A 22,995-nucleotide genomic window follows, 5' to 3' on the forward strand; every position below is an offset into this window, starting at 1 on the left:
CTCTTGATGACTGTGGCAGCGATATAGTGTTGCCTATTTGCAACACAAGAGGCGTCTCCTCCCATCATCGATTTCACCTACAACTTTCTCCGGCTGAAACCGTATTGCACCGCTATAACGCCTTGCCTATTCTCCCGCCATATCGGGCTGCTCCGGCGCGGCCCTGCACGGTCATGCAAAGGATCCCCCCATGCTTCGTTCGATCGCTCTTGGCCTGATGGCCTCGTCGCTGGCGCTATCCTCATCCTTGGCCCATGCGCAAACCGCCGCACCCGTAGCGGCCGCCGCGCCAGCTCCGGCGGCGCCGGTCGAGGCGCTCGTCGCGGCGGTGGACATTCCCTACAAGCAATTCACGCTGAAAAACGGCCTGCGCGTCATCGTTCATACCGATCGCAAGGCCCCCGTGGTGGCGGTATCCGTCTGGTACAATGTCGGGTCGAAGAATGAGCCGAAGGGCAAGACCGGTTTTGCCCATCTTTTCGAACATCTGATGTTCAACGGGTCGGAAAACGCGCCCGGCGATTTCTTCGAACCCCTGCAGCAGATCGGCGCGACGGACCTCAACGGATCGACCTGGTTCGACCGCACCAACTATTATGAGACCGTGCCCACCTCTGCGCTGGAGGTGGCGCTGTTCCTGGAGAGCGACCGCATGGGGCATCTGCTCGGCGGCATCGACCAGTCGAAGCTGGATAACCAGCGTGGCGTTGTCCAGAACGAAAAGCGGCAGGGCGACAATCAGCCTTATGGCCTTGTCGAATATGCGCAGCTTGCCGGCCTGTTGCCGGACGGTCACCCCTATCAGCACTCCACGATCGGCTCGATGGCGGACCTGGACAGCGCCAGCCTGGCCGATGTGAAGGACTGGTTCATCGGACATTATGGCCCGAACAACGCGGTGCTGGTGTTGGCGGGCGATATCGACGTGAAGACGGCAAAGACGCTCGTCACCAAATATTTCGGCGATATCCCGGCGGGGGCGAAGGTCGCGCCGGTCAATGTCCCCGTGCCGACGCTCCCGGCGCGCAAGGATATGGTGATGAAGGACCATGTGGCCACCACGCGCCTCTATCGCTGGTGGACCGTGCCGGGCCTCAACGATCCCGATTCCGTGCCGCTGGGCATCGGCGCCAGCGTGCTTGGCGGCCTTGCGTCGTCGCGGCTCGACAATATTCTGGTGCGCGATGAGCAGCTTGCCGTCAGCGTGACGGCCGATGTTCAGGACTTTGCGCAACTCGCCTTCTTTGAGGTGACGGCCAATGTGAAGCCCGGCATTGACCCCGCTGTCGTTGGCAAGCGGCTGGACGAAATTCTCACCGACTATTTCGCGAAAGGCCCGACCGCCGACGAGGTGAAGCGGGTGGCGACCACCGATCTGTCTGGGCGCATAGGCGGGCTGGAGCAGGTGGGCGGTGACGGCGGCAAGGCCGTCACGCTGGCCGAGGGCGAGCTATATTCCAACGATCCAGCCTTCTACAAGAGGGAGCTGAAGGAGATGGCGGCCGCCACGCCTGCGCAAGTCACCGCCGCCATGCAGAAATGGCTGACCCGCCCTGTATTCGCCCTGACCGTCGAGCCGGGCGAACGCGACGCCTATGAGGAAGCGGGCGGAAAGGTGTCGAAGCGTACCGGCATCGTCGCCGCGCCGGCGCATTATGTGGCGGAGGATGGCGAGACCGCTCCTGGCGCATCGGCGAAGGGACCGCTCGCCGCCGTTGATCGCAGCAAGCTGCCCGACGTCGGGCCGATCCCGAATATTGATTTCCCGGCCGTGGAAACGACGACGCTCTCCAACGGCGTAAAGGTGTATTTCGCGCGACGTGACACCGTGCCGACGGTTCGCATGTCCGTGGTGTTCAACGCGGGCAATGCCGCCGATCCCAAGGATGCTTTGGGTACCCAGGCGCTGATGCTGACGATGCTGAAGGAAGGCACGCGGACGCTGAACAGCGTCCAGATCGCGGAGGCGCAGGAACGTCTCGGCGCCGCGATCGCCACCAGCGCCAGCATGGATAGCACGTCCGTATCCATGTATGCGCTGACGCCCAATCTGGCGCCTTCGCTCGACCTGCTGGCGGACGTTATCAAGAACCCGGCGTTCGATGCGAAGGAGCTTGAACGCATCCGCGCGACGCGGCTTGCGCAGATTGCGCAGGAACTGACGGAGCCTCGCGCAATCGCCAGCCGCACCTTGCCGCCCCTGCTTTATGGGAAGGACCATCCCTATGGCCGCCCCACCAGCGGCACTGGCGATCCCGCAGTAGTGGCGAAGCTGACTCGGAACGATCTGGCGAGCTTCCACAATAAATGGATTCGCGGCGACAATGCGGCGATCTTCGTTGTCGGCGACACCACGCTTGATGTCCTGAAGCCCATGCTGGAGGAACGGTTCGGCACCTGGCGGATGACCCGCGATCTGCCGGGCACCAAGGATTTCAACGTGCCCGTACCAGCCGCCAAGCCGCAAATCGTGCTGGTCGACCGGCCGCAATCGCCGCAATCGATGATTTATGCGGGCCAGTTGCTCGACGCCAAGGGAACCGACGATCTTGTCGATTTCCTGCAGGCGAATGATATCGTGGGCGGCAATTTCCTCAGCCGCATCAATATGGATCTGCGCGAGACAAAGGGCTGGTCCTATGGCGTGCGCTCGACGATCAACCGGTTTGAGGGGCAGATACCCTTTGTCGTTCTCGCCCCGGTTCAGGCGGACAAGACGGGCGCGTCGATTGCCGTCCTGAAACAGCAGATTGGCGATTTCCTGACGACAAAGGGGATCACGCAGGCTGAACTGGAGCGCACCATTAATGGCAGCATCCGGGAGCTTCCGGGCAGCTACGAAACGTCAGCCGATGTGCTGGGCGAGATGCAGCGGGACGTCATGTATAAGCGGCCGTTCGATTTCGTCGAGACGCTGGCGGAGCGATACAGGAAGTTGACCGCGCCGGAGCTGGATGCGGTCGCGCGCAAGATGATCGATCCGGCCAAGCTGACCTGGGTCGTCGTGGGCGACAAGGCTCAGGTGCTGCCGCAGCTCAAGGAGCTGGGCATGCCGATCACTGTCGTTGACAGCAAAGCCGCACCCGCGAAATAAGCGCGGGCAGGGTCGATACGCATCAAGAATGGAGACGAAGAATGGCCAAGGTAGACGGCGCCTATGATTGCATCACGAAAACGCCGATGGGCGATCAGCCGAGCGTTTTCACGGTCATAAGCAGCGGCGACAGCTTTCACGGCACCAATGCCGGGCCGCTCGGTTCCCTGGACGTCAAGGACGGGGAAGTGGACGGCAATCGCCTGACCTGGAAGATGGAGATGACAGTGCCCATGCCCATGGTGCTGGAGGCCGAGGCGATCATTGAGGGCGACACGCTGACGGGCACGATCCAGCTTGGCGCGTTCGGATCGGCGGCGATGACGGGAACGCGGCGCAAGTAGCGCCAAATCGAAAGAATGCCCGGCTTCCGTTCGCCCTGAGCGTTAGGAGTGCTGGGCTTCGACAGGTTCAGCCCGAACGGCCCAAATGCGACGGCATATGCTTCCAATAAAAACCCGCCGATCTCATCGATCGGCGGGTCTTCTTTTTTACCTGCGCCAGTCTTACTGGACGGTGACGGTCACCGCGCGGCGGTTCTGCGCCCATGCGCTCTCATCCGAACCCATCGCAGCCGGCCGCTCCTTGCCGTAGCTGATGGTGGTGATGCGGCTGGGATCAATGCCGATCGAGGCGAGATAGTTCTTGGCCGAATTGGCGCGCTTCTCGCCCAGTGCCAGGTTGTAGTCGCGGGTGCCGCGCTCGTCGCAATGGCCTTCGATGGTCACGCGAACGGTCGGGTTGGCCTGCAGCCACTGGGCCTGGCTCTGCAGCGTCGCCTGATCCTGCGCGTCGATGTCGAACTCGTCGGTGCCGAACAGCACGCGGTCGGACGATACGCTGGCCAGGAAGTCCTCCTGGCTGCCCTTGATGGGGCCGCTGGGTGCGGGCGGCGGCGCAGGCGTGCTGTTGTCGACGGGAGCGGGGGGCAGCTCCTCTGGCGGCTTCTTCGAGCATGCCGCCAGCGCGATGACGGCGGTGGCCATCATCAGGGTACGGGACACTGTTTTCATGTTTTTCTCCTCATTACGCATGTTGGATAGGTGCCTGCACCAGTGAAAATCAAGACTTCTGCGAGATTGTTACGCTGTCAAGACGATTGAGTTCCATGCCGTTGAAAATTCATTTCACGGAAGCAACGGGCCCCATGCCGGATCGGAGCCGTTAAGCGGGGTCGGAATGCGCCGTTCGTTGACGCCCGTAAGGTCGACTTGCCACACCTGACTGCCGCCGCTGCGGCCCGGGCTGGTGCGGAAGAATTGCAGGACGCGGCCGTTCGGCGCCCATGTGGGCTGCTCATCCTGCCAGCCATTGGTCAGGATGCGCTCATTGTCGCCGCCCGGCGTCATGACTGCGATTTTGAAGTCGCCGCTAATCTTGGTGAAGGCGATCTGGTCGCCGCGTGGGCTCCATTCCGGCGTGGCGTAGCGGCCGCCGCCATGGCTGATCCGCTGCTGGCCGGAACCATCGGCATTCATGACGTAAATCTGCTGACTGCCGGAACGGTCGCTTTCAAAGACGATCTTCGAACCGTCGGGAGAATAGCTGCCGCCCACGTCGATGCCCGGCGAGGTTGTCAGGCGGACGGGCGTGCCGCCGGCGGCGGGAACGCGATAAATGTCCGTATTGCCCGCAACCGCCATCGAGAACAGGATGGAGCGGCCGTCCGGCGACCAGCGCGGCGCGAAAGTGGCGTTCGAGCTTTCGGTCACAAGCCGCTGTTTTCCCGTGCCGATGTCATAGACGAAAATGCGGACGCGACGATTGAGATAGCTCACATAGACGATCGAGCCATAATCCGGTGAGAAGCGTGGGGTCAGCGCCAGCGACTGTCCGTTGGTGATGAAGCGGTGGTTGGCGCCATCCGAATCCATGATGGCGAGCCGCTTCACGCGGTTATCCTTGGGGCCGCTTTCAGCGATGTAGGCGATGCGGCTGTCGAAGAAGGGACTTTCGCCGGACAGGCGCGCATAGATGGCGTCGGCGCATTTGTGCGCGGCGCGGCGCCAGTCGCGCGGCGAGACGACATAACCCTGACGCGTAAGCTCGGATTTCAGGGCGACATCGTAAAGATAGCAGCCAACGGTGATTTCGGCATCTCCGCCGGTGGAGCGGACATAGCCCTGCACCAGCGCCTCCATGCCCATGGAGGACCAATGATCATATTGGGGGAAGGTGACTTCCGGCACTGTCACCGCCTTCAACCCCGCCGGACCGGAAGGTTCGAACAGACCCGACCCCTTAAGATCGGAGGCAATGACTTCCGCTATCTTGCGGCCCAACTCGTCGGTGGTGCCCGCAGGGGTCGAAACCGATTGTTGCGCCGGCATGGCGGGCACGGCGATTTTCAGGTTCGATGCGCTTTCATCCGTCACGTCGACGCTGAGCTGCGCCTGTGCTGGGGCAGCGAGCGCCACGAGGGCTGTAGCGGTGGCGAAGGCGATCCTCTTGATAATGGGGGTCATTGTGAGAGCCTCTTGTCGAATGCGATACGAAGGGATTTCCAGCCGTCATAGAGATCGGCCGGAAGCTTGAAGGGAGAAGCAAGCTTGATGGCCTTGATGGCCTGTTCCTGATGCAGCTTGACCTGCGAACGATTGCTGGCGGTTTGTCCGGTAGTCTCAAAGATCTCCGGCGCGCCGGAGATAGAGCCGTCCCGGTTGAGCTCTACGGCGACTGTGGTGCGCAGCAGTTCCACATCCGAACCCGTCGGGGATTTCCAATAGGGTTTGAGCTGGCGACGGATTTCGGCGTCCAGCGCCGCCTTCTGGGCAGGCCCAACGGACGTTGCCGGAGGCGCGGCGGCCTTGACCTTGCTCGGCGCTTCGGTCTGGATGCCCTTCAGGAAATCGTCGCCCAGCAAGGATCCGCGCGGCCGGTCGGTCTTGCCCTTGGCGGTCGAATTTGACGGCTTGGCGGGCGTTTCCTTGGGCTTTTCCTTGACCGGCTTTGGTTTCTCCGCCGCCTTTGCGGGGGCGGGCGGCTTGGGTTTCGCTTTTTCGGCTTCCTTGCGCGGCGGCGCAGGCTTGGGCGGCGGCGGCGCGGGCACGACCTCCGGCTCCACTTCGCGTGGAGAGGGCGCGGGCGCGGCTTCCTCCGTCGGTCCCTTCTCCGGCGCTTCGCTGGGCGGCGGCGGCTCGACGGAGATTTTCGGCGCGGCGGATTTCAGCGCGATCTCATCCACCATCGACACGTCGATCGGCGGGGAGTTGAGCTTCAGCGGATTGGGCGTCGAGAGAAAGGTCGTCGAAAGCGCGCCAAACAGCAGCACGTGCGCCGCCGTCGCGATTCCAAGGCCGATCTTTTCCGTTCTTTCCATGCCGGGGAGGACCTTATGGCTCTCTTTCTGAATCCATGCTGACAGGGCGGGTGCGTTCCTGCGATGCCGTGCTGACCAGCGCGACCTTGTTAAGGCCCGCGCGGTTCAACTCGCCGAGCACAAGGCTGACGCGGCCATAATCGATCCCTTTGTCCGCCCGCAGGAATATCTGCGGGGGCTGATCATCCTGCGTTCCCGCCGACCGGATTTCCGCGAGGCGGCTGGGCAGATCGGTTTCCGTCACCTCTGAATCGTCGACGAAGATCGCCCCGTCGCTGTCGATGGAGACCACGGAGGGTTTCTGGTCCTGATCCAGCGCCTTGGCCCGGTTCTGCGGCAGGTTCACGGGCACGCCAGTCACCAGCAGCGGCGCGGTGACCATGAAGATGATGAGCAGCACCAGCATGACGTCGACCAGCGGCGTCACATTGATGTCCGCCATCGGCGCGCGGCGACCGCCCCGGCGGTTGGAGGGGGAGCCCATGCCCATTATTTCTGGGCCTCCAGCTCACGGCTCAACATGGCGTAGAAACCGTCGGCAAAGCGCGCCAGCTTCGCCTCCAGCCGGTTGATGCCATGGCTGAACCGGTTGTAGGCGATGACGGCCGGGATCGCCGCGAACAGGCCGATGGCGGTGGCGAACAGCGCCTCCGCAATGCCCGGCGCGACAACCGCGAGGCTGCTATTCTGCTCTGCCGCGATCGAGGTGAAGGCGCGCATAATGCCCCAGACGGTGCCGAACAGGCCCACAAAGGGCGCGACGCTGCCTACAGTTGCCAGGATATTCAGGCGGTCGGAAAGCTGGTCGATCTCGGAAGCGGACGCGCTGCTCATGGCGGTGGCCAGACGGTCGCGGGTGCCGTCGCGGTCGATGGCGCGGGCGGCGGTGGAGCGGCGCCACTCGGTGACGCCAGCGGCCATGACCTTCGCGGCCGGAAGGTCGGACTTCGACTTGCCTTCGAAAAAGCGGTCAATATCCTCGGTCCGCCAGAAATCCTTTTCGAACTGGTCGCATCCCTTGCGGGTGCGGGAAAGCTTGACGCCGAAGCTGATGATGATCGCCCAGGTCCAGATGCTGGCGAGCAGCAGGCCCAGCATGACGATCTTCACGACGATATCGGCCTGAAGAAACAGGGCGACGGGTGAAATTGTGGCAGCGCCGGTGGCAAGGCTGACGCTGGGTAGGGCGATGCTCATATGCGGAGGTCTTCCCCTTGGCTGAGGCGGGTGAAAATTTCGATCCAGTGCCGCGGCTGACGCCGGGGGCGGCCCTGGGGTGTGATAAAGGCGACAGTGACGGTGCCTTCGGTCAACATATCCTCGCCGCGCAGCACCGACTGGTGGATCGTGCATGTCGCGGCGCCGATCGATTGCACCGTACTTTTCACCACCAGGTCATCGTCCAGGCGGCCCGGACGGCGATAGGCGATGGAGAGATCGGCAACCGCATAGACGCCTTCGCCCCCCTCCAGGTTCCCGCGCTGGTCGATCCCGGCCAGGCGCAGCATGTCCGATCGCGCGCGCTCCATATAGCGGAGATAATTAGCGTGATAGACCACGCCCCCGGCGTCGGTATCCTCAAAATAGACCCGCACCGGATAATAATGGACGCCCGACGCAAACAACCCGCCCACAGGCGCAGGCAGGCAAGGCGCATCAGGAAGTGCCGGCTTGGGCTGAAGGCGGGCAGGCATTGGGCCTTTAACCATGATGCGACTCGCAGGCAAAGCAAGAAATGACGGGAACGAAACCATTTGCGGAGCGGATGGCTCGGTTCGTCCTTGATGCGGAACGGCAGATCGATGGCCTATGGCTGCGGCTTTTCTATCGATCCGTTCGCCCTGAGCTTGTCGAAGGGCTGCACTTCTCTTTGGTAAGGACAGCACTTCGACACTGACAAGAGTCACGCGCCTCTTGTCAGCAGTCCGAACGGATCCGCCTTAATCGAACAGCCCGTCCTGCGACCCTTCGGGCGGGGTGAGGCCCAGATGCTTCCAGCCGGGACCGTTGAGGCAGCGCCCCCGCGCGGTCCGGGCGATGAGGCCCAACTGGATCAGATAGGGTTCGATCACTTCCTCAACCGTGTCGCGCGGTTCGGAAAGACCAGCGGCCAGCGTCTCCACGCCCACGGGGCCGCCGCGATAAACGTCCGCGATCATGGTGAGATAGCGCCTGTCCATCAGGTCGAGGCCCAGATGGTCGACCTCCAGCCGGTTCAGTGCGGCGTCGGCGACCTTCGCGTCGACTTGCCCCGCATTCGCGACATTGGCGAAATCGCGCACCCGGCGCAGCAGCCGTCCGGCAATGCGCGGCGTCCCGCGAGACCGGCGGGCGATCTCGGTCGATCCCTCCGGCGTGACTGTAAGGCCAAGCAGCCCGGCGGCGCGGCGCACGACCAGTTCCAGCTCCGGCACCGTGTAGAATTGCAGGCGCACGGGAATGCCGAAACGGTCGCGCAGCGGCGTCGTCAGCAACCCCTGCCGCGTCGTCGCGCCGACCAGCGTGAAATTGGGCAGGTCGATGCGCACGGAACGGGCCGACGGGCCTTCGCCGATCATCAGGTCAAGCGCGCGGTCCTCCATCGCCGGGTAGAGGATTTCCTCGACAGCGGGGTTCAGGCGGTGGATTTCATCCACAAACAGCACGTCGCCCTCATCCAGATTGGTGAGGAGCGCGGCAAGGTCGCCGGACTTGGCGATGACGGGGCCGGACGTGGCGCGGAAACCTACGCCCATCTCCTTCGCCACGATCTGGGCGAGAGTGGTCTTGCCAAGGCCGGGCGGGCCGAAGAACAGCACATGATCCAGCGCCTCGCCTCGCTGCTTCGCCGCCTGGATGAAGATGCGCAGATTCTCCCGCGCCGCCTGCTGCCCAATGAACTCGTCAAGCGACTTGGGCCGCAGCGCGGCGTCCGCGTCCTCAGCGCGGCGAGCGGGCGTGATGAGGCGGTCGGTGTCGGTCAATGATTAGAACTCTGGAAATCGTGATGCTCGTTGTGTGTTGGGATCGAAGAGGGCAGAGGCGAATATATTAGCATTATGCCGACGCTGATCACTCCGAGGGAAAAGAAGACGGCAGACGCCCAACCTGCAACCTGAGTAGGCCTAGCTTGCTGCACTGCAGATTGAATTTTCTGGTTGATCGCTTCGAAAGCTTCGGGGAGCAATTCGCCATCGTGAGCGACCGTTATCCAATAGCCCATCAATTCACCAAGCGGTCCAATAAGTGCCCGATTGGCGCGCTGACTCAGATAGCTACTCAATAGAGCTGCCATTATTCCTAGATAGAATAAAATCGCAATTATAACTCTCGCTCTAATGGAAATTAGCTGAAAGCTGAGCAAAGTGAAAATTCCTGCACTATTGATAGCCAGCAGAGAAGCAAGAAGCCACTTGTATGCGTCTTGATGAGCTTCCAATAAAACAGTTCTTGAATGAGTTGCGCTAGCAAGCTCTAACTCTCCAACCCGCCGTATAATGTCGGGATTAATATCGGTTGCGTCGTTGCTCACTTCGCCGCCTTCCGTAGCGCCAGCCGCACCAGCGCATCCAGCGTTGCGCCGTCACCGGCCTCCGCTTCGGCCGCTGCCACGGCGGCGCTGGCTTCGGCGGGCTTGAAGCCCAGATTCTGGAGGGCGGATACGGCGTCGGCGCTATGGCTGCCGCCGGGAAGGGGGGCGGTCCCCGCAGCAATCGCCGCGCCCGCCGGAGCCACGCCGATCTTGTCCTTCAATTCCATGACGATGCGCTGGGCGAGCTTCGGTCCGACGCCATTGGCGCGGGAGACCATGGCCTTGTCGCCCATGGCTACTGCTCGGTGGATTTCGGCAGGCTCCAGCGCGGACAGGATGGCCAGCGCCACCCGCGCGCCCACACCCTGCACGCCGGTCAGCAGGCGGAACCAGTCGCGCTCCTCCGCGCTTGCGAAACCGACGAGGCGGATGGCGTCATCGCTGACCAGCATTTCGGTGTGGACGGTGACCGCTTCGCCTGCAAACCCAAGCGCGGCGAGGGTGCGGGACGAGGCGCCGACAAGATAGCCGACCCCGCCGACGTCAATGACGGCATGGTCGATGCCGGTGCTGTCCAATATGCCCCTCAGCTTCGCAATCATGCGATGGGCTTAGCGATGTTCCCGGTTCGTTTCGAGCGGAAAATTAAGCGTATAGCTAAATTGCGGGTGCAATCACCCGTAGGTGACTGACCATGTATGGATCGCCGCCACGCCATTCCCCCGCATCGGCTCCATGCCCAGCGATACGCCATTGAACCACTCATTGCCGGTCAGCACGCCGCGGTTCATCAGGAAGGTGTAAGCCCCTTTGATATCCAGCATTCCCGTGAGCAGATCGCCGCTGCCGTGCAGGAACATGACGAAATCGTCCACCTTCGTCACTGTCCAGCTTCGCCCTGCATTGTCGACATAGGTGCCGATGGGCGTGCCGCTGCGCGCGAAGGACGCGGACCGAGGAGTGCTGTGCGTGTAGAATCCGATCTCCAGCTTCGTGCCGAAATCCTTCGCCGCGCCCGTCAGGAAGGATTCCGCCAGAATGTTGAACTCGCCATCCCCCGACAGGGACATATCGAACTGCATGGAGAGGGTGCGGATGTTCTTCACCTGCATCGGCTGCATCTTCGCCGCGCTGTTGACGGTCAGATAATGGCCGAAGGTGATCGCGTTATAGCCATAAACGCCGCACCGGGAAACGGTCGGGTAATTGTCCGGGACTTTGCCGAAATCACGACATCATTGGGGAAGGTCGATCGCAGGATGCTGATGGTGTCGACGATATTGCGGCCCACCGCCAGCGAAGGGTCATAGGTCGCGCACCAGGGCGAGGCATAAGCGAAATAATCGCCCGGTGCATAAAGCGTGTTGTCGGGCAGGAGCAGGCGCTCCTCGGCCGCCGCTGCAGCGGGCGAGGAGGTCGGTGCAGGCGTAGGGGCCTGGGCTGGCAAAGCTGTCGCCACGCCCGCCTGCTCACCCTTTTGGGATGATGCCGATACCGGCGCGCCATCGGACCCGCCGCCGCATGCGGCAAGGCCGCCAGCCATCATCCCCAGAATCGAGGACTTCCAAACAGATTTCATGATTGCCCACCGCAATAGTGCGGAACTTACGTCCGCGTGTTAATGGTTATCGCATTGCACCATTACAGTAAATTTAAAGCTAAGCTCTTATTCGCTGCGGAGTAAATTTGCCTTTTTTCTTATTAACTTAAGTCAATAAGTTTCATGGTTAACGCGATATTGGCCTGTCCGGCGCCGCGTGAACAAAACGGAAATATTGGAGTGAATTTGGTGCAGCGCCAACGAAGAAATTAAGCTTTTCCGGGGGTCGATTCGCTGTCGTCACAAGGCCGTCGGGGAGCCAATATTGCCCCGGGAGGCTATCTATCGTGCAATGCGCCGCGCCGTTGCCTGATGATGGGCATGGGTGATCGCCACAGCGAGGGCATCGGCCGCATCGGGACCTGCAATGGCCGCGCCCGGCAGAAGGCGGCCGACCATTGCGTGAATCTGATCCTTGCTGGCGTTGCCGACGCCAACGACTGATTTCTTGACCAGTCGCGCCGCATATTCGCCAACGTCCAGATTGGCGCGCGCTGCGTTCAACAGGCAGACCCCGCGCGCCTGGCCGAGCTTCAGCGTGGATTGCGGATTGGCGTTGACGAACACTTCCTCGACCGCCGCGCCGCCCGGCCGATGCATCAGGATCAGGTCGGTGAGCGCAGCGTCGAGGGCAAGCAGGCGTTGGGCGAGGGGCGCCTTAGCATCTGTCCGGATCTGGCCGTTGGCGACATGGCTCAGGCGATTGCCATCGGCGGAAATAATGCCCCAGCCGGTCGTGCCCAGGCCGGGGTCGATGCCAAGGATCAGCATGACGACAGCCCCTCTCCGTCCGGGGAGGGGCCAGTCATCAGCCCAGCTTCTCCATCACCGCGTCGGAGACTTCGTAATTGCCCCAGACCGTCTGGACGTCATCATCATCTTCCAGCGTATCGACCAGCTTGAGCAGGGTCGCCGCGTTGGTCTCGTCCATCTCGACCGTGGTCTGCGGCTTCCACGCAAGCTTGGCGCTCTCGGCCTCGCCCAGCGTGGCTTCCAGGGCCTTTGCGACTTCATGCAGGGCATCCATCGCGGTCCAGATCTCATGCTCGTCCTCGGACGAGGCGACATCCTCGGCTCCAGCTTCCAGAGCGGCCTCGAACACCTTCTCGGCGTCTCCCGCGGCGGCGGGGTAGGTGATCAGGCCCATGCGATCAAAACCATGGCTGACCGCGCCGGATGCGCCCAGATTTCCGCCATTCTTGGAAAAGGCCGTGCGGACGTTGGTGGCGGTGCGGTTGCGGTTGTCGGTCAGCGCCTCTACAATGATCGCGACGCCGCCGGGGCCGTAACCCTCATACCGCACTTCTTCATAATTCTCGCCGCCCGCCGCAGCCGCCTTGTCGATCGCGCGCTGGATATTGTCCTTGGGCATCGACTGCGCCTTGGCCGCGTTGACCGCCAGGCGCAGGCGCGGGTTCATGTCCGGGTCGGGCATGCCCATCTTCGCGGCGACGGTGATTTCGCGCGAAAGCTTGGAGAACATGGCGGAGCGCTTCTTGTCCTGCGCGCCCTTGCGATGCATGATGTTCTTGAATTTGCTATGGCCGGCCACGGCCTGCTCCTGACATATCTGGTGTGAAGTGGGGCGCTGTCTAGCGGGCGGTCCCCGTCGAGGCAACATCTCGATGATATAGGCGGCTGGGCCGTTAATTCGGGCCACTAATTCAGGCTGGCGACGACGCCAGTTGCGCCAGATGGCGGAGCTTGTGCGGATTGCGGATGATGTAGATCGCCTTGATCCGCCCATCCTCGATGTCGAAGGCCGTGGATTGCAACGTGTCCCCCCGCTCCATGCTGACATAGCCGGGCAGGCCGTTGATCCGCCCGCGCCACAGGATGCGGCGTGGATAATCGCCGGACTTGTGCACGATGCCCAGGAAGAAGCGCGCCACCTTGTCCGCCCCCTTGATGATGTTCATGGCGGCGATCTTCACGCCGCCGCCATCGCCATGGAAGGCGACATCATCGGTCAGCAAACTGGCGAAAGCGCTGGTCTCGCCGCTCTGCGACGCTGCGAGAAAGGCGTCGACAAGCCGGTCGCCTTCATCCTGCGCAATGCGGAAGCGGGGCTTGTCGGTCTGCACATGCGCCCGTGCGCGCGCTGCAAGCTGGCGGCAGCTCGCTTCCGAGCGGCCGAGCTGGGAAGCGACCTCCGGATAATCCATGTCGAATATGTCGTGCAGCAGGAACGCTGCGCGTTCGAGCGGAGAAAGGCGCTCCAGCGCCAGCAGCAGGGCGACGGAGAGGGAGTCGGCGCGCTCCGCCTCGACATCCGGCCCGACGCCTTCGGCCACGGGGTCCGGCAGCCACGGGCCGACATATTCCTCCCGCCGCGCCCGCGCCGACTTCATCTGGTCTAGGCACAAATTGGTGACGATCCGGGACAGGAAAGCGCGCGGATTGGCGATACCGTCCTGCTCCGTCCGTTCCCAACGCAGCCAGCTTTCCTGCACGATGTCCTCCGCCTCCGCCAGCGAGCCCAGCATCCGGTAGGCGACGCCCAGAAGGTGCGACCGGTGGGTTTCGAAGGCGTGGGCGGGGAGCATCGGCGGGTTCTACAATCCGGCGCGAGGGACGGGAATGGCCTAATTCCGCAGCGGGTGGACCATGCCGAAGCCGACGCCGAAGCGGTTCCAGCCGTTGATCGTGACGATCAGCAGCGTCAGTTCCACCTTTTCCGCATCGGTGAAATGCGCGTCGAGCGCTTCATGGGCCGCCGCATCCGGGTGACCGGAGGCGAGCGAGGTCATTGCTTCGGCCCACGCCAGCGCAGCGCGTTCGCGCCCAGAAAATACCGGCGAATCGCGCCAGCCGCTCAGGACGAAGATGCGCTGCGGATTCTCGCCCGCCTTGATCATGTCGTGGCTGTGCATGTCCATGCAGAAGGCGCAGCCGTTCATCTGCGACACCCGCATGCGGACCAGCTCGGCCAGCGGCTTTTCGATCGCGCCTTTCAGCACCGCGCCCTCCAGCGCCATCATGGCCTTTGCGGCGGCGGGCTGGGCGTCCATCCAGTTCAGTTGCGTATGCATCATCTTGTCCTTTCATCAGGTGATGCCGACAAGACGAGACAGCCCCATGCTCTGTGACATGGGGTGCGCATTTTTTGTTCAGGCGAAGATTTCCTCCAGGAAATCCATCGACGCCTTCCAACTGCGGCGGTCCGCATCCGGGCTATATCCGAAATGCTGGCCGGGCATGTTGACCGATTCATCGGTGAAGGCATGGCCGGTATGGCCATAGGCGTGGATCTGCCAGTCGGCCTTGCCCTCGGTCAGTTCCTTCGCCAGCGCGGCCGTGGCATCCGGCGGGCATAGCGGATCGTCCCACCCGTGGCAGACCAGCACTTTCGGCCCGATCGGCGTGACGTTGGGATAGGGCGGGGCGTCATAGACGCCGTGGAAACTGACGACGCCCTTCACATCCAGGCCAGCGCGCGCCATGTCGAGAACGCATTTGCCGCCGAAGCAGAAGCCGAACGCCGCGCATTTCGACGGGTCGGTTTCCGGCATGGCCTTCAGCGCATCCAGGGAAACGCCAAGCCGCGCCTTCAGCAGCGTGCGGTCATTGTTCAGCTCCGTCATGTAGCGCGCCCTGTCCGGGTCGTCGCGGGTGGGGCGCTTGCCCTGGCCGAAGACGTCGGCGACAAAGACCGAATAGCCCAGCGCTGCAATCTTTTCGCCACGCAGGAAATCATCCTCCTTGGTGCCCAGCACGTTCGGGATCAGCAACAGGCCGGGGCGCGGTCCCGCGGCCGGATCGGCAATGGCCATGCCCTCGAACGGGCCGCCGGGGCCGTCATATATCGTCACGCGCCGCTCGATGCCCATATCTCACTCCTCCTCTATGGCGCGGCTGTCCTTCCATGAAACAGTTGGGCGGGGCAAGTTGCGCAGGACGGATTTGCCGTTATGGAGGGCCGCAATTGGGCAAACCTAGCTTACGGAGACAGCGACCCATGCCGACACTCGTCCTCATCCGCCATGGCCAATCCGCGTGGAATCTTGAAAACCGCTTCACCGGCTGGTGGGATGTGGATGTGACGGAGAAGGGCGCGGGAGAGGCGCGTGCGGCCGGCCAGTTGCTGAAGGAGAAGGGGCTTGATTTCGATTGCTGCTTCACCTCCGTCCAGACCCGCGCGATCAAGACGCTGAACATCGTGCTGGAGGAAATGGGGCGTCTCTGGCTCCCCGTCGAAAAGGACTGGCGCCTCAATGAACGCCATTATGGCGGGCTGACCGGTCTCAACAAGGCGGAAACCGCGGCCAAGCATGGCGATGCGCAGGTCAAGGTGTGGCGCCGCAGCTTCGATACGCCGCCGCCGCCGCTGGAGGCGGGCGGCGAGTTCGATCTGTCGAAGGACCGCCGCTATGACGGCATCGCCATCCCGTCGACCGAGAGCCTGAAGGACACGATCGCCCGCGTGCTGCCCTATTGGGAAAGCCGCATCGCGCCGGAACTGAAAGCGGGCAAGCGGGTCGTCATCTCCGCCCACGGCAATTCGCTGCGCGCGCTGGTCAAGCATCTGTCGGGTATCCCGGATGCGGAGATCACCGAGCTGGAGATCCCGACCGGCCAGCCGATCGTCTACGAACTGGACGACAATCTGGCGGCGCTCGACCGCTATTATCTGTCGGAGCGCTGAGAGGCTTATCATGATCCGTTCGGGCTGAGCGGAGGCGAAGCGGCTTCGACAAGTTCAGCTATGCCCTTCGACTTCGCTCAGGGCGAACGGATGTATGCTGGACGGCGCAGATTCATCCGGTTAAGGGGCTGTGCTTCCGGGCGGCGCAGCCGCGCGCTTTAGGGGTGGGAAGCACGGCAATGGCGGATCAGGTTCAGGTCGGCATCATCATGGGCAGCAGGTCCGATTGGGAGACCATGCGCCATGCGGCCGAAATACTGGATGCTCTGGGGATCACGCACGAGTGCAAGGTGGTGTCCGCCCACCGCACGCCGGACCGCCTGTATGATTATGCGAAATCGGCCGCCGGGCGCGGACTGAAGGCGATCATCGCGGGCGCGGGCGGCGCTGCGCATCTTCCCGGCATGGCGGCGGCGATGACGCGCCTGCCGGTGCTGGGCGTGCCGGTGGAATCCAAGGCGCTCTCTGGCATGGACAGCCTGCTTTCCATCGTTCAGATGCCGGCCGGCATTCCCGTCGGCACGCTGGCGATCGGCAAGGCGGGGGCGACCAATGCGGCCTTGCTGGCCGCAGCGATGCTGGCGACCACGGACGATGACCTCGCCGGACGGCTTGAGGTCTGGCGGGCGAAGCAGACGGACTCCGTTGCGGAAACGCCGGAATGAAGGCGCGTTGATGACGGTCATTCCTCCCGGCTCCACCATCGGCATATTGGGCGGCGGCCAGCTTGGGCGAATGCTGGCGATGGCGGCGGCGCAGCTTGGCTATCGCACGCATATCTTCGCGCCGGAGGAGAGCGGTCCGGCGGCCGATGTTTCTCCCCACTGGACGCAGGCCGACTATACGGACGGGCAGGCGTTGGCGAAATTCGCCGACATGGTCGACGTCGTCACCTATGAGTTTGAGAATATCGACACGGCGGCGCTGGATGTGCTGGCGGGCCATGGCTTGGTCCGGCCGGGCGTCAACGCCTTGCGGATCGCGCAGGACCGGCTGGCCGAGAAGCGCTTCGTCTGCGACCTTGGCGGCGTGACTGCGCCTTTCTCACCGGTCGATAGTCTCGACGATCTGGAGACGGCGCTGGAGCGGATGGACGCGCCCGCGATCCTCAAGACCAACCGCATGGGCTATGACGGCAAGGGGCAGGTGCGGATCGGCGATGCTGGCGAGGCAGTCGGCGCATGGAATGCCGTGAAGCGCGCGCCGTCGATCCTGGAAGGATTTGTCCGCTTCGATCAGGAGTTTTCCGTCATCCTGGTGCGCGGCGGCGATGGCGACCTGCGCTTCTGGGACAGCGCGGCCAATGTCCATGTGGGCGGCATATTGGCGACCTCCACTGTTCCTGCCGGACCGGTGATCGCCGGACAGCTTGACGCGGCGCGCAGCATGGCGCGGGCCATTGCCGAGAAGCTGGATTATGTCGGCGTGCTGGCGGTCGAGTTCTTCGCGTCCGCCGAAGGACCCGTGTTCAACGAAATGGCGCCGCGCGTCCACAATAGCGGCCACTGGACCATCGAAGGGGCGCTGACCAGCCAGTTCGAAAACCATATCCGCGCGATCTGCGGCCTGCCGCTCGGCGACACCGGCCTTGCCGCAAGGACGGTCGAGATGCGGAACCTGATCGGCGACGAAGCGGCGGCATGGCCGGAGATACTCGCCGATCCGGCCAGCCATCTCCATCTCTATGGTAAGCATGAGGCGCGGCCGGGCCGGAAAATGGGCCATGTAACCCGGCTGGGGTTTTGATGATGCACCGAGGAAGGGAAAACGACCGATGCCGCTGACCCATCCCGCCACTCACCCCGAAATCGTCCTGATCCTGGCCCGCGCGGACAATGGCGTTATCGGCCGCGACGGAAAGTTGCCCTGGCATCTCCCGGCCGACCTGCGCCGGTTCAAGACATTGACGCAGGGGCGGCCGATGGTGATGGGGCGCAAGACCTTCGACAGCCTGCCCGGCCTGCTGCCCGGCCGCCGCCATATCGTGCTGACCCGCGACGAGGCGTGGAGCGAGGAGGGGGCGGAGGTCGCCCACAGCGTAGACGCCGCCATCCGGCTGGCGAATGCGCCGTCCATGTCGGTGATTGGGGGGGCGGAAATCTATGCCCTGTTCCTGCCCCATGCGGACCGGATCGAACTGACCGAGGTGCATGCCGATGTCCCCGGCGACGCCAGCATCCCCTATCCCGATCCTGCTGCGTGGCGGGAAATTGCGCGGGAAACGCATCCGGTGGAGGGGGTAAGGCCGGCCTTCAGCTTCGTGACGCTGCGGCGGGCATAGGAGCTGGAAGAATCATACCGTTCGGGCTGAGCTTGTCGAAGCCCTGCCCTTCACCTCAAAGAAAAAACAGCCCCCCTACGGCGAAGTTCAGGGCGAAATGTCAAACGCCTCGCTTACGCATAACTGCCGTCAGCCCGTTTCGGCCTCATCTGCGCCTCAGCGACCTTGCGCACGGCTTCTGCGATTTCCTTGTCGATCGCAGTGCGCTGTTCGGTGGAGAGCCCCTGATATTGCGCCTCCGACAGGTCATGCTTCTTGAGCACAGCGTCGCGGGCGCGCTCCATCGGCGTTTGATGGCCGACCTTCTTCAATTCGTCGAGAATGGCGTCGAAGGCGGTCTTTACGCCCTTTGCGGCGGCCGGTCCGGCGACCGCCGATGTGGCGGCGCTGGCGATGCCGCTGATTGCGGAAGCGATAGTCATGCAAAAGTCCCCCCGGATATGTGGCTGCACCATGCCGCATCATGCTTAACATCGGGTTTCGGCGTGCCCGCGCGGGGCTTATGGATTGCGCGGGTTCGCCTGCCCCCCTATAGCCCGCGCCATGCGGCGGCTGGATAGCGGCGCACCGATGCCCGCCGACCTGCGCGGAGCCATCGTCGCGCTGGGCAATTTCGACGGATTTCATCTGGGTCATCAGGCCGTGGTCGCGCGCGCCGTCGAACGGGCGCGTGCCGAGGGGCGGCCTGTTATCGTCGCGACCTTCGATCCCCATCCCGTGCGCCTGTTCCGCCCGGATACGCCGCCATTCCGCCTCACCAGCCTGGACCAGCGGGAAAGGCTGTTCGCGGCGGCGGGCGCGGATGCGATGCTGGTGTTCCATTTCGATCATGCGCTGGCCGCAAAGACAGCCGATGATTTCGCGGCGATGCTGGTCGACGAAATTGGCGCCGCCGCGGTGGTCACGGGCGAGGATTTCACCTTCGGCCGCAACAAGAGCGGCAATGTGTCCCGCCTTGCCCAACTCGGCAGGGCGCTGGGCATCACCAACGAAGCGGTGACGGCGGTCGTCGATGCGGAGGGGAATGTCGTATCGTCCAGCCGCATCCGGGACGTGCTGAAGGCCGGGGATTGCGCCACGGCGACAGCGCTGATGACGCGGCCCTTCGCCATTCAGGGTACCGTCCAGCATGGCGACAAGCTGGGCCGGACCATCGGCTATCCCACCGCCAATGTGGATATGGGGAAATATCTGCGCCCGGCCTACGGCATCTATGCGGTGCGCGGCGTGCTGCCGGATGGCCGGGTGCTGGACGGGGCGGCGAACCTGGGCATCCGCCCGACCTTCGACCCGCCCAAGGAATTGCTGGAACCCTATTTCTTCGACTTTTCCGAAAGTCTCTACGGCCAGTGCATAGAGGTGCAGTTGATCGAATATCTGCGGCCGGAGGCGAAGTTCGACGGGCTGGACGCGCTGGTCGCGCAGATGGACGCCGATTGCGATCGCGCGCGGCAAATCCTTGCGGCGACGCCACGGGTCGCCTAATGCCCCCGGGATATTTCTCTCAGCCGTTCGTGCTGAGTAGGGACTGAGCTTGTCGAAGGCCCGTATCGAAGCATCCGCGCAGGTCCTTCGATATGCCATTTCGACAAGCTCAATGGCTACTCAGGACGAACGGGGTTTTGTTTGACCGGACCCGCATGACCGACCAGCCTGACTTCAAAGACACCGTATTCCTTCCCAAGACCGACTTCCCCATGAAGGCGGGCCTGGCGCAGAAGGAGCCGGCGATCGCCGCGCGCTGGGCGGAGATGGACCTGTACGGCAAGCTGCGCGAGAAGCGGAAGGGGCGTGAGCGCTTCATCCTGCATGACGGCCCGCCCTACGCCAATGGCGACATCCATATGGGCCATGCGATGAACAAGGTGCTGAAGGACATCATCGTCCGCAGCCAGTCGCTGCTCGGCAAGGATGCGCCTTACATCCCCGGCTGGGACTGCCACGGCCTTCCGATCGAATGGAAGATCGAGGAGGAATATCGCAAGAAGAAGCTGAACAAGGACGAGGTCCCGGCGGCCGAGTTCCGCGCCGAGTGCCGCGCCTATGCGGAGAAGTGGGTCGCGGTGCAGCGCGCGCAGTTCGAGCGGCTGGGCGTCATGGGCGACTGGGAAGACCCGTATCTGACCATGAAGTTCGACGCCGAGGCGACCATCGTCGGCGAATTGCTGAAGTTCGCGCAGAGCGGCCAACTCTATCGCGGCGCGAAGCCGGTCATGTGGTCCCCGGTCGAAAAGACCGCGCTGGCCGAGGCCGAGGTCGAATATGAGGATGTGACCTCGACCCAGATCGACGTGGCGTTCGAGATCGTCGAAGCCCCGAACGCGCCGGAACTGGTCGGCGCGCATGCCGTGATCTGGACGACGACGCCCTGGACGATCCCGGTGAACCAGGCTTTGGCCTATGGGCCGGAGGTTGAGTATGTGCTTGCGGAGATTAGCGGTCGATCATTTTTGGTTGCGCTGGCGTTGTTGCCAGCTTTCGCGCGCAGAATGGGTTATCAGGGTCTAAAGGCTGCAAATACTGATGCGGAATTTTCGCAAGGCGTAATCGATCTGCCGAATGCTTCCACGCTGATAAAGGGCTCCCAACTCGCCGGTGCCGTCGCCCGCCACCCCATGCACCACCTCGGCGGCTTCTTCGCCAAGCCGCGTCCGTTCCTGCCCGGCGATTTCGTCACCACTGACGCCGGCACCGGCCTCGTTCATATGGCCCCGGATCATGGCGAGGATGATTTCGAGCTGTGCAAGGCGAACGGCATCAACCCCGTCTTTGCGGTCGATGGCGACGGCAAATATCGCGAGGACTGGCTGTGGCTCGGCGGACAGGGGAGCGTCATCAACCCCAAGTTCGTGAGCAAGGATGGGCCGATCTGCACCGACCTGCGCGAAGCGGGCGGACTGCTCGCGGCGTCTGACGATTTCAAGCACAGCTATCCGCATAGCTGGCGCTCGAAGGCGAAGATCATCTTCCGCTGCACCCCGCAATGGTTCATCCCGATGGACAAGGCGCAGGAAAGCGGCGTCGTGGACTTGGACGGCGGCGTCCTGCCCACGGCGGTCGCCACCGGCAACGGCCCGACCCTGCGCGAAATCGCGCTGGACGCGATCGCCCATACCCGCTGGGTGCCGGAGCGCTCCACCAACCGCATCCGCTCGATGGTCGAGGGCCGCCCGGACTGGGTGATCTCCCGCCAGCGCGCATGGGGCGTGCCGATCGCGCTCTACGTCAATCGCAAGACCGGCGACTATCTGGTTGATCCGGCCGTGAATGCCCGCATCGTCGAGGCGTTCCGGGCGGGGGGGGCGGATGCGTGGTTCGGCGCGGACCATCAGGCGCTGCTGGGGACCGACTATGACCTCAATGACTATGAGGTGGTGAACGACATTCTCGATGTTTGGTTCGACAGCGGCTCGACGCACAGCTTCGTGATCGAAGGGCGCTATGGCGAAGGTGTGCGCGCCGATCTGTATATCGAGGGGTCGGACCAGCATCGCGGCTGGTTCCAGTCCTCGCTGCTCGAAAGCTGCGGCACGCGGGGGCAGGCGCCCTATGGCGCAGTGCTGACCCACGGCTTCGCGCTGGACGGGCAGGGCAAGAAAATGTCCAAGTCGCTCGGCAATGTCGTCGATCCGCTCAAGATCATTGCGGAGAGCGGCTCCGACATCCTGCGCGTCTGGGTCGCCAGCACCGATTATTTCGACGATGTGCGCATCGGCAAGGAAGTGCTGGCCGGATCGTCCGACGCCTACCGCAAATTACGCAACACTTTCCGCTATTTGCTGGGTGCTCTTTCCGACTTCACGGAGGAGGAGCGCGTCGCCCCCGCCGACATGCCGGAGCTTGAGCGCTATATGCTGCACCGGCTGGCGGAACTGGACGCGGAGATGCGCTCGGTCGTCGACAAGAGCGCAGGCAGCGAGAACTGGCTGGAATTCAGCCGCTACACCCGCGCCCTGATGGACTTCGCCAATAGTGACCTGTCGGCCTTCTTCTTCGATATCCGCAAGGACTGCCTCTATTGCGATGCGCCGTCCGATCCCAAGCGCCGGGCCTATCGCACCGTGCTGGATACGCTGTTCCATGCGCTGGTCCGCTATGCCGCGCCGATCATCCCCTTCACGGCGGAGGAAGTGTGGCAGAGCCGCTATCCCGACCCGGATGACAGCGTGCATTTCCTGGACTGGCCGGAGGTTGACGCTGACTGGCTGGATGAGGGGCTGGGCGAGAAATGGGCGAATCTCCGCGCCAAGCGCGATGAGGTGAATGAAGCCATTGAACCGCTGCGCCGCGAGAAGATCGTTCGCTCCAGCCTGGAGGCGGATGTGACCATGGGCGAACTGGTCGCCGCCGGAGATGTGGATTTCGCCGAACTGGCGATTGTGGCGCGGGTGGAAATGGGCGTTGGCGACGGGATCACCGTCAAACCCTCCGACTGGCACAAATGCGGCCGCTGCTGGCGTCTGCTTCCCGAAGTGACGGATGACGGCGCGCTCTGCGACCGCTGCGACGATGTGCTGAAGGCATGAGCGCTCCTCTCCCTTATCG

At 63.2% G+C, this 22,995-nt stretch carries 25 protein-coding genes; 8 read left to right on the forward strand and 17 right to left on the reverse strand.

Annotated elements, in window-relative coordinates; genetic code table 11:
- Positions 1–190 precede the first annotated feature (190 nt).
- Both BHQ40_RS02020 and BHQ40_RS02025 read left to right on the forward strand, forming a co-directional pair.
- Positions 191–3,094, forward strand: a complete 2,904-nt coding sequence (locus BHQ40_RS02020) for a M16 family metallopeptidase (RefSeq protein ID WP_070151655.1) — start codon at positions 191–193, stop codon at positions 3,092–3,094.
- Positions 3,095–3,135: 41 nt separating this feature from the next.
- On the forward strand, positions 3,136–3,438 hold the full coding sequence (locus tag BHQ40_RS02025; RefSeq protein WP_070151657.1) for a hypothetical protein: 303 nt from the start codon (positions 3,136–3,138) through the stop codon (positions 3,436–3,438).
- 162 nt (positions 3,439–3,600) lie between these two features.
- Here BHQ40_RS02025 and pal read toward each other — a convergent pair whose 3' ends face one another.
- The 16 genes from pal to BHQ40_RS02105 all read right to left on the reverse strand — a co-directional run bounded on the left by pal (position 3,601) and on the right by BHQ40_RS02105 (position 15,354).
- Positions 3,601–4,107 carry a peptidoglycan-associated lipoprotein Pal gene (gene pal, locus BHQ40_RS02030; protein WP_070151659.1) on the reverse strand — a complete coding sequence of 169 codons (507 nt, stop codon included), beginning with the start codon at positions 4,105–4,107 and terminating at the stop codon, positions 3,601–3,603.
- Between the two features lie 114 nt (positions 4,108–4,221).
- Positions 4,222–5,559 carry a Tol-Pal system beta propeller repeat protein TolB gene (tolB, locus tag BHQ40_RS02035; RefSeq protein WP_070151661.1) on the reverse strand — a complete coding sequence of 446 codons (1,338 nt, stop codon included), beginning with the start codon at positions 5,557–5,559 and terminating at the stop codon, positions 4,222–4,224.
- The gene (locus BHQ40_RS02040) at positions 5,556–6,413 is read right to left on the reverse strand and encodes a cell envelope biogenesis protein TolA (protein WP_070151663.1); all 858 of its coding nucleotides are present in this window, start codon (positions 6,411–6,413) and stop codon (positions 5,556–5,558) included. Before BHQ40_RS02040 ends, tolB begins: the two co-directional genes overlap by 4 nt.
- A gap of 13 nt (positions 6,414–6,426) precedes the next feature.
- On the reverse strand, positions 6,427–6,903 hold the full coding sequence (locus tag BHQ40_RS02045; RefSeq protein WP_070151665.1) for an ExbD/TolR family protein: 477 nt from the start codon (positions 6,901–6,903) through the stop codon (positions 6,427–6,429).
- A complete protein-coding gene (gene tolQ, locus BHQ40_RS02050) occupies positions 6,903–7,610 on the reverse strand; it encodes a protein TolQ (protein ID WP_070151667.1) in 708 nt (235 codons plus the stop codon). The genes BHQ40_RS02045 and tolQ overlap by 1 nt, the downstream gene beginning before the upstream one ends.
- Positions 7,607–8,107, reverse strand: a complete 501-nt coding sequence (locus BHQ40_RS02055; protein WP_070151670.1) for a YbgC/FadM family acyl-CoA thioesterase — start codon at positions 8,105–8,107, stop codon at positions 7,607–7,609. The genes tolQ and BHQ40_RS02055 overlap by 4 nt, the downstream gene beginning before the upstream one ends.
- A 246-nt stretch (positions 8,108–8,353) precedes the next feature.
- On the reverse strand, positions 8,354–9,376 hold the full coding sequence (ruvB, locus tag BHQ40_RS02060) for a Holliday junction branch migration DNA helicase RuvB (protein ID WP_070151672.1): 1,023 nt from the start codon (positions 9,374–9,376) through the stop codon (positions 8,354–8,356).
- A complete protein-coding gene (locus BHQ40_RS02065; protein WP_070151674.1) occupies positions 9,373–9,924 on the reverse strand; it encodes a hypothetical protein in 552 nt (183 codons plus the stop codon). The genes ruvB and BHQ40_RS02065 overlap by 4 nt, the downstream gene beginning before the upstream one ends.
- On the reverse strand, positions 9,921–10,526 hold the full coding sequence (gene ruvA, locus BHQ40_RS02070; RefSeq protein ID WP_070151676.1) for a Holliday junction branch migration protein RuvA: 606 nt from the start codon (positions 10,524–10,526) through the stop codon (positions 9,921–9,923). The genes BHQ40_RS02065 and ruvA overlap by 4 nt, the downstream gene beginning before the upstream one ends.
- Positions 10,527–10,598: 72 nt before the next feature.
- Positions 10,599–11,036 carry a hypothetical protein gene (locus BHQ40_RS02075; RefSeq protein WP_139139140.1) on the reverse strand — a complete coding sequence of 146 codons (438 nt, stop codon included), beginning with the start codon at positions 11,034–11,036 and terminating at the stop codon, positions 10,599–10,601.
- A 29-nt stretch (positions 11,037–11,065) separates the two neighbouring features.
- On the reverse strand, positions 11,066–11,503 hold the full coding sequence (locus BHQ40_RS02080; RefSeq protein WP_139139141.1) for a hypothetical protein: 438 nt from the start codon (positions 11,501–11,503) through the stop codon (positions 11,066–11,068).
- Between the two features lie 303 nt (positions 11,504–11,806).
- Positions 11,807–12,295, reverse strand: a complete 489-nt coding sequence (gene ruvC, locus BHQ40_RS02085; RefSeq protein ID WP_070151682.1) for a crossover junction endodeoxyribonuclease RuvC — start codon at positions 12,293–12,295, stop codon at positions 11,807–11,809.
- A 37-nt stretch (positions 12,296–12,332) separates the two neighbouring features.
- Positions 12,333–13,076: a YebC/PmpR family DNA-binding transcriptional regulator gene (locus BHQ40_RS02090; protein WP_070151684.1), complete on the reverse strand. Its 744-nt coding sequence runs from the start codon at positions 13,074–13,076 to the stop codon at positions 12,333–12,335.
- A gap of 112 nt (positions 13,077–13,188) precedes the next feature.
- The gene (locus BHQ40_RS02095) at positions 13,189–14,070 is read right to left on the reverse strand and encodes a sigma-70 family RNA polymerase sigma factor (protein WP_070151686.1); all 882 of its coding nucleotides are present in this window, start codon (positions 14,068–14,070) and stop codon (positions 13,189–13,191) included.
- Positions 14,071–14,109: 39 nt separating this feature from the next.
- Positions 14,110–14,559 carry a carboxymuconolactone decarboxylase family protein gene (locus BHQ40_RS02100; protein ID WP_246524935.1) on the reverse strand — a complete coding sequence of 150 codons (450 nt, stop codon included), beginning with the start codon at positions 14,557–14,559 and terminating at the stop codon, positions 14,110–14,112.
- 75 nt (positions 14,560–14,634) lie between these two features.
- Positions 14,635–15,354, reverse strand: a complete 720-nt coding sequence (locus BHQ40_RS02105) for a dienelactone hydrolase family protein (protein WP_070151688.1) — start codon at positions 15,352–15,354, stop codon at positions 14,635–14,637.
- A 128-nt stretch (positions 15,355–15,482) separates the two neighbouring features.
- Between BHQ40_RS02105 and gpmA the strand changes: the two genes are divergently transcribed.
- The 4 genes from gpmA to BHQ40_RS02125 all read left to right on the forward strand — a co-directional run bounded on the left by gpmA (position 15,483) and on the right by BHQ40_RS02125 (position 18,450).
- Entirely contained in the window at positions 15,483–16,169 is a 687-nt protein-coding gene (gene gpmA / locus BHQ40_RS02110) for a 2,3-diphosphoglycerate-dependent phosphoglycerate mutase (protein ID WP_070151690.1), read from the forward strand.
- A 179-nt stretch (positions 16,170–16,348) separates the two neighbouring features.
- The gene (gene purE / locus BHQ40_RS02115) at positions 16,349–16,834 is read left to right on the forward strand and encodes a 5-(carboxyamino)imidazole ribonucleotide mutase (RefSeq protein WP_070151692.1); all 486 of its coding nucleotides are present in this window, start codon (positions 16,349–16,351) and stop codon (positions 16,832–16,834) included.
- Positions 16,835–16,844: 10 nt separating this feature from the next.
- A complete protein-coding gene (locus BHQ40_RS02120; protein ID WP_070151694.1) occupies positions 16,845–17,915 on the forward strand; it encodes a 5-(carboxyamino)imidazole ribonucleotide synthase in 1,071 nt (356 codons plus the stop codon).
- Between the two features lie 28 nt (positions 17,916–17,943).
- A complete protein-coding gene (locus tag BHQ40_RS02125) occupies positions 17,944–18,450 on the forward strand; it encodes a dihydrofolate reductase (protein ID WP_070151696.1) in 507 nt (168 codons plus the stop codon).
- 113 nt (positions 18,451–18,563) lie between these two features.
- Here the strand turns inward: BHQ40_RS02125 and BHQ40_RS02130 are convergent, their stop codons facing one another.
- Positions 18,564–18,872: a hypothetical protein gene (locus tag BHQ40_RS02130; protein WP_070151698.1), complete on the reverse strand. Its 309-nt coding sequence runs from the start codon at positions 18,870–18,872 to the stop codon at positions 18,564–18,566.
- 121 nt (positions 18,873–18,993) lie between these two features.
- Between BHQ40_RS02130 and BHQ40_RS02135 the strand changes: the two genes are divergently transcribed.
- Together BHQ40_RS02135 and ileS are read left to right on the forward strand one after the other, a co-directional pair.
- Positions 18,994–19,935 (forward strand): bifunctional riboflavin kinase/FAD synthetase, encoded by a 942-nt coding sequence (locus tag BHQ40_RS02135; RefSeq protein WP_070151700.1) that lies wholly within the window; start codon positions 18,994–18,996, stop codon positions 19,933–19,935.
- 155 nt (positions 19,936–20,090) lie between these two features.
- Positions 20,091–22,976, forward strand: a complete 2,886-nt coding sequence (gene ileS / locus BHQ40_RS02140; RefSeq protein WP_070151815.1) for an isoleucine--tRNA ligase — start codon at positions 20,091–20,093, stop codon at positions 22,974–22,976.
- Positions 22,977–22,995: the final 19 nt, after the last annotated feature.

This window comes from Sphingobium phenoxybenzoativorans, assembly GCF_001757355.1.
GTDB classification, from domain to species: Bacteria; Pseudomonadota; Alphaproteobacteria; order Sphingomonadales; family Sphingomonadaceae; genus Sphingobium; species Sphingobium phenoxybenzoativorans.